Origin of the sequence: Marinobacter sp., assembly GCF_041686475.1 — a bacterium.
GTDB lineage: Bacteria > Pseudomonadota > Gammaproteobacteria > Pseudomonadales > Oleiphilaceae > Marinobacter.
This window is the reverse complement of sequence record NZ_JAWLDU010000035.1, coordinates 24,460-31,338: the sequence shown is the minus strand read 5'-3', so window position 1 is coordinate 31,338 and position 6,879 is coordinate 24,460. Positions and strand designations below refer to the sequence as shown.

Annotated in this window: 4 protein-coding genes; 1 reads left to right on the top strand and 3 read right to left on the bottom strand. The window is 58.0% G+C overall.

The features are described from left to right. Nucleotides 1-100 precede the first annotated feature (100 nt). The gene (locus ACESMB_RS09765) at nucleotides 101-2,458 is read right to left on the bottom strand and encodes an EAL domain-containing protein (RefSeq protein WP_372971422.1); all 2,358 of its coding nucleotides are present in this window, start codon (nucleotides 2,456-2,458) and stop codon (nucleotides 101-103) included. Between the two features lie 111 nt (nucleotides 2,459-2,569). Between ACESMB_RS09765 and ACESMB_RS09760 the strand changes: the two genes are divergently transcribed. Beyond that, nucleotides 2,570-4,156 (top strand): FAD-binding oxidoreductase, encoded by a 1,587-nt coding sequence (locus ACESMB_RS09760; protein WP_372925354.1) that lies wholly within the window; start codon nucleotides 2,570-2,572, stop codon nucleotides 4,154-4,156. Between the two features lie 20 nt (nucleotides 4,157-4,176). Here ACESMB_RS09760 and ACESMB_RS09755 read toward each other — a convergent pair whose 3' ends face one another. Both ACESMB_RS09755 and ACESMB_RS09750 read right to left on the bottom strand, forming a co-directional pair. Further along, nucleotides 4,177-5,649 carry a metal-dependent hydrolase family protein gene (locus ACESMB_RS09755; RefSeq protein ID WP_372925355.1) on the bottom strand — a complete coding sequence of 491 codons (1,473 nt, stop codon included), beginning with the start codon at nucleotides 5,647-5,649 and terminating at the stop codon, nucleotides 4,177-4,179. A 39-nt stretch (nucleotides 5,650-5,688) separates the two neighbouring features. Next, on the bottom strand, nucleotides 5,689-6,813 hold the full coding sequence (locus tag ACESMB_RS09750; protein WP_372971421.1) for a calcium:proton antiporter: 1,125 nt from the start codon (nucleotides 6,811-6,813) through the stop codon (nucleotides 5,689-5,691). Nucleotides 6,814-6,879: the final 66 nt, after the last annotated feature.

Genomic DNA, 6,879 nt, shown 5'->3' with positions numbered 1-6,879 from the left:
AGTAACACCCTCCCGGCGCACCCTTCGCTCTGAACGACTGTGCGGCTGGGTTGGTCTCGCCGATGGAGACATTTTTTGTGGGATTAACCGAACTCGGGCGTCACCCTGCTCGACAATCCCAGCTAAAGCTGCCTGCCCATTTCATGGCCTTGTCCAGGGGCATGGGCCTGCTGTAGAAGAACCCCTGCCCCAGGTCACACCCCAGCTCTATCAGCTTGGCCTCTACAGCGGCGGATTCAATGCCTTCGGCAACCAGGCGACGCCCGAAGCTGCGGGACAGGCTGATGATGGCACTCACAATCATATTGTTGTCGGCGTTCTCCAGCATGTCCATGACAAAGGACTGGTCGATCTTGATTTCCTGTGCCTGAAGACGGCGAAACAGATCCAGTGAGGAATAACCGGTTCCGAAATCGTCGAGGGAAACGTCCACGCCCAGATCCCGGCATGCCTGGAGGTTTTCCATCACCCGGTGGGTATCGTCCAGGGCGGTGGTTTCAAGCACCTCGAGAATCAAACGGGAGCGGATATCGCGGGGGCAGTTTCCCAGTACACTGGCCAGATCATTGCGGAAATCCGGGCCGAGAAAATGGGAAGGGCTGAGGTTAACACTCAGGGTGTAAGGAAGCTGGTTTTGTGAAAATTCCTGCAAGCGAGCTACCGCCTCGCAAAGCACAAAGTTACCAACACTTCGGGCGTGCTCCGTGTACTCAATGTGATCCAGGAAATAGCCAGGGCTCACGAGCCCCTCCCGGGGGTGGTTCCAGCGGATCAGTGCTTCAAAGCCTTCCAGGCAGTGCCTGGTGAAACTGACCTTGGGCTGGTAATAGAGTTCGAGCTCCCCGAGCCTGATGGCATCGCCGACCTGTTCGATAATCCTGACCCGTTCCTTGCGGGAAAAGTGTGAATCCAGATCGAACAGGGTGTAGGTATTCCTGCCCGCTTCCTTGGCGGCATACATGGCCTGATCGGCGTGTCGCAACAGCAGATCCGCATCGGAATCGTCGTCCGGGTAGACGGTAACCCCCATACTGCCCGAGATGTTGATAATATAATGCCTGTAGCTTATGGGCTGGCGTATGGCCTCCAGAAGCCGTGCGTACACTCGCGCGTCGTCCACATCCCGGAGTATGGCCACAAATTCGTCGCCACCCAGGCGAGCCACAATATCGTGGCTGCGAACGCACGACAGCAAATTCTGGGCAATGGATTTCAGCACCGCGTCACCCACCGAGTGGCCGTGCTTGTCATTGATTTCCTTGAAACCGTCCAGATCGATAAAGCAGACAGAAACCAGACCCCTGCGCTGATTGGCTTCAAACAGTTCCTGTTCAAACAGCGCTGTCAGCCTGCGCCGGTTGGGCAGTCCGGTAAGAGCGTCGAAGTTGGCCGCCTGCTCAAGACTCTTCTGGTGTTCGTGCTTTTCCTGGTAGAGCCGTTTGCGCTCGATGAGGTTGCCAACGGTTTGCAGCAGCGGTTCAAGCTCTTCGGCGAGCCGCGTGGAGTAACCGTCCAGCCGGTTGGCCAGTCCGATAAGGCCAATCTGTTTGTCGCCCGAAAACACCGGAATACCGATGTAAGTGCTGATCGGTGGATGACCACCCGGCAGGCTGCCGCGGCGGGGGTCTGAGGCAATATCGCTGGATATGATCACTTCGCCAGTCAACATCGGGAGCCCCAGAATGTTGTCCAGGCGATCAAAAATCAGCCCCCGCCGTTCGACTTCCTGATACATCGCCTGAGTTTCCGGGCTCCAGGCGATATTGGTGATGGCCCCGATTTTCAGGTAGGGGGGCTGATCCTCGTGACGGAGTACTTCGCCGATAAACCCGAACTGGCTGCCAGTCAATGCCAGCAGGTCGCTGAGCATCTGCTCGAAGGCCGCCCGGTCATTGTCACTGGTAAGAAAAACGTTCTGCGCCCGGTGTATGGCCCGGCTGAGGTGCGACACATGCACATAGTCGTGGTCGGTTGCGGCCAGGTAGGAGCGCTCCAGTTCATCCTCGATAATGCTTGCGAGGCTTCGCAGAACGTTCAGGTCAATCTCGTTAAACTGCCGTGGCTTGTCGTCAATGATGCAGAGCGTGCCTATCTTGAAGCCGCTGGGCTCACGAACGGGCATGCCGGCATAGAAGCGAATGAAAGGTTCGCCGGTAACCAGGGGATTGCTGCTGAAACGTGGGTCCACGGCGGCGTCTGACACCAGGAAAACCTTGTCCTGCTGTATGGCATAGTCACAGAAGGCGACCGAACGTGGCGTTTCGGGTGTATCCATACCCTGCCGGGATTTGAACCATTGCCGCTCGTTGTCGAGAACGGTGAAAAGCGCGATTTTTACGTCGTAATATTGCCGCGCTATTCGCGTTAGCCGTTCGAAACGCTCTTCCGGCGGAGTATCGAGAATACCCAGGCGGTCAAGGGCGGCCAGCCTGCGCTTTTCGATGTTAGTGGTGGCCATCAACCAGTCTCCGAAAGGGGGCTGCTTTAACCGAAATTCAGATGAATTTGAGGATGTCACCACTATCCCCTTCAACTAGACTGAACGCAAAACAATAGACGGAAAATGTCCATGACAAAACGCAATTTCTGGGGTTGGGGTAACGAGGAAAGCGCATTTGATGACCAGCAGATCGGCCAGTTGCGGCAGATGGTCGGCCTGCAATTCGCAAACGTGGAATTGGCCTGTCAGGCCCCGCCGGCACTGGCTGACCTGGCAATGCCGGAACCACGGTTGCAGCCCCCGGCGTCATTGTTGCCGATTATGTCCGCGGAGCGCCGGGACCGGGCCAGTCATACCTACGGTAAATCCTTTCGGGATATAGTGCGGGGGCTGGACGGGGATTATCGCTGCGCCCCGGACCTGATCGCCCGCCCATCCAGTGAGCAGGAGCTTGTCGACGTGCTGGACTATGCCAGCCGCAGCGGTGCAGCGGTGATACCCTACGGCGGCGGCTCCAGTGTTGTAGGTGGTACCGAACCCCGTTACGAGGGTGACTGGGCCGGCACCATTACCATTGATATGGAGCGCTTCAACCGCATCATCGAGGTGGATCATCAGTCCCGGGCGGCACATATTGAGGGTGGCATTTATGGGCCGGCCCTCGAGGACGGGCTGCGGCCCCATGGGTACACCCTTCGGCATTTTCCCCAGTCCTTCGAGTTCTCGACCCTGGGTGGATGGATCGCCACCCGCTCCGGCGGCCATTTTGCCACGCTCTACACCCATATTGATGACCTGGTGGAGTCCACCCGTGTGGTGACCCCCAGAGGGTCGCTGGAAACCCGGCGGCTACCGGGATCAGGCGCCGGGCCATCGCCGGACCGGATGTTCCTGGGCTCCGAGGGCATACTCGGTTTCGTCACTTCCGCCTGGATGAGATTGCAGGCAAGGCCGGAGTTCCGGGCCACCCGCACGGTGCACTTTGCAGATTTTCTACAGGGTGCGGAGGCGGTCCGCAGGTTGTCCCAGTCTGGCCTTTATCCCACTAACTGCCGGCTGATCGATGCCCGTGAAGCCATGATCAACGGCATCGGTAACGGTAGTAAGCACTTACTTATAATCGGCTTCGAATCCGCTGATCACCCGGTGGACGCGTGGATGGAGCGGGCGCTGGAGATTGTCGCCGACGCTGGCGGATCGGTTCAGGCCAGTCGGGAACAGACGCCTGATAAAGGCCAGGCCGGCGACTGGCGCCAGCAGTTTATCCGCGCTCCCTACATGCGGGACGCGCTGATCCGCCTGGGGCTGGTGGCGGAAACCTTCGAAACCGCCATTACCTGGGACAGGTTTGAAGATTTCCACCAGGGTGTCATGGAAACAGTGAACCGGGTCACCCGGGAGATCTGCGGCAAGGCCTTTGTCACCTGCCGTTTTACTCACGTCTATCCGGACGGCCCGGCACCCTACTATACCGTGATTGCCCCGGGCCGGCGTGGTGACCAGGTAAAACAGTGGGACGAGATCAAGCTGGCAGTGATGGCAACCCTGATCGACCTGGGCGGCACCATTACCCATCACCACGCCGTGGGCCGTGATCACCGGCCGGGTTATGATCGCCAGAGGCCGGAGCTGTTTGCGGAGGTGTTGAGGGCGACAAAGAACACCCTGGATCCCGGGGGGATGTTGAATCCGGGAGTGTTGATCAAGGCTTCATAGCATGTATGGCCGAATCATGGTCACAGTTCATCTTTGTAGAACCGACCACCCTTCATCACCATGCGCAGGTCCTGGTCAATATCGACAAGGAAATCGAGATTCCGGTCGGGGTTACCGTCCACGACCAACAAATCGGCGTGGGCGCCAGGCTCTATGACGCCCAACTTACCCGGGTAGGGATTGCGAGGTCCGGAAAGTGCCAGCAACTCTCCGTTGATGCCTGTCGCCATTGAAAGGGCAGTGAGCGGGTCGTAGAAACGCGTTAACTTCGCCAGATGTCTGAGCTGATTACCGGTGCTCTGGGGATTGAACAGAATGTCGGTGCCCCACGCCGTTTTTGCGTCAAAACGCTGTGCATACTCATAAGCCCTGATAGTGCCCTCGGCGACCTTTGTCTGGGCTGCTCTGCGCTCTGCGTCCGGATAGACATTCGAATCCTCATCCTGCAGGAACGGTTGCAGGCTCCACCATGCACCTTCTCCGGCAATCATTCTGACCGTTTCCTCATCAGCCAGCTGCCCATGCTCGATGGATCTGACGCCAGCCCGGAGCGCCCTTTGTATGCCGCGAGGGGTATACACATGGGCCATTACATAGGTTCCCCAATCGTCCGCCGCTTCCACGGCAGCACGGATCTCACGCTCTGTAAACTGTGTGCTGTCCAGCGGGTCGAACATGGATGCCACCCCGCCGCCTGCCATCAGTTTGATCTGGGAGGCTCCGAGCATTAACTGTTCCCGGGTGCGCCGTAGAACCTCAGCTTCACCATCTGCGATCGCGGCAACGCCTTGTTGCTCTGCCGGGCTCAGGGGCGAGGTTGGCGTCCTGGGAATCTCGTGGCGCATACGGAAATCGCCGTGCCCCGAAGTCTGGGAGATCATTGCCCCGGCCGGGAATATCCTGGGGCCGGGAATGATGCCTTTATCGATTGCCCGTTTCAGGGCAAAGGACGGACCGCCCACGTCCCTCACGGATGTCACACCACGCAGCAACGTTCTCTCGGCTTCACGGGCTGCAACCAGGTGAACATAGCCCGGGTCCGCGGTCATTGCCTCAATCTGCGAGATCGCCGCCAGAGTTGTGTGCCAGTGGGCATCGATAATGCCTGGCATCAGTATCCGTCCACCACAATCGATGACTTCGGCCCCCTCAGTGCCGGAGCTGTCGTTCAGCAGGGCTTCGATCCGACCGTTTTCAACCCTGACGGAAACGTTTTTCCGCAGAGGCCCGCCGCTGCCATCGAACAACGTCAGGTTAGTCAGCAATACCGGGCCATCCGAGCGCTTAGGTTTGTTGCTCAGAACGGTCGGTGCGTGAAGTGCACTGAACATGGCGATCAATGCTGCTGCACCACCCAGGAACTGCCGCCGGCTGATGTCTGCCATCATTCGCTCATGGAACTTCTGCAGCAGCGGAGAACCACAAACACACGCTCCGTGGGAGGTCAACGTCGCATGAGATGAAGAGCCTTCACTATTGCTGAGAGAGTTCATGGTCAGGCCCCCCTTGAAGATTGAGTGTTTGTTGCTGATTCACGGGATCACGGAAAGGAAAAGAAAGCACGCAAACACGACCAGATGAACTGCGCCGTGAAGAATCGTTGCCTTGCCGCCGGTTAAGGTTATTGCAGTCAGGAACAGAGTGAGAACGAGCAGAACCATTTCCGTGGGAGGTAGCCCGAGGTCCATGGGCAATTCAAGGTACAGGGAAATGGCGGCGATCGTCGGAATGGTCAGGCCGATGCTTGCCAGAGCTGAGCCAAGTGCCAGGTTGAAGCCGATTTGCATCTGATTACGCATTGCCGTCCGCACCGCAGCCATGGTTTCCGGCAGCAATACCATCAGTGCGATCGCGACCCCGACCACTGCATGGGGCAGGCTAAACGACACGACCGCGGCCTCCACCAGCGGGGCCATGGTTTCAGCCAGGCCCACCACGCCAATCAGCGATAGTAGCAGAAGCACAAGGCTGGCGGCGAATGCTCCTTTGGAAGGGGCGCTGTGGTGGGCGTCATGGTCTTCGTCGGGCTGTTTCTCGGGCAGAAAATCATCTCGGTGCCGGATCGTCTGGACAAAGAGGAATAAACCATAGAGTAAAAAAGACATGGTTCCGGCAAACAGAAGCTGGGCGTTGGAAAAGGTTGGCCCCTCGGTGGTAAATGTGAAATCCGGCAGGATCAGGGTCAGTGTTGCAAGGGTGGCGATGACTGACAGCGCTGGCGCCGTTCCTTCGACCCGAAAGCTCACCCTCTGGTGCTTCAGCGCGCCGAGCAGGAGGCATAAACCAATCACACCGTTACAAACGATCATGATGGTCGCAAACACTGTATCCCGGGTGAGGCTGCTCGCATCACCGGCATCCGACAACATCATCGAGACAATCAGTGATACTTCAATGACCGTTACAGCCAGGGCAAGGACTAGTGCGCCAAAAGGTTCACCAACACGATGGGCGATGACCTCCGCATGGTAGACAGCGACAAGCACGACCCCAAGGAGTGTCACCAGGGAGATAAAAGCCAGCACGGGCCCGAGGCTGCGCCCATGGAGGATAACCAACAGAATGCAGGCGAACGCGGGGAGAGCAATGCACCAGATCGGGACCCGCGTATGCAGCTTTGCCAACCAGTTTGTCGGATTGGTGATGGAGGCTTTCAATTAATGTGTCTCGGGTCCAGGCAGCGCCGTCTTTGCCTCAGTAAAGCATCAACCCGATGAGTTGGC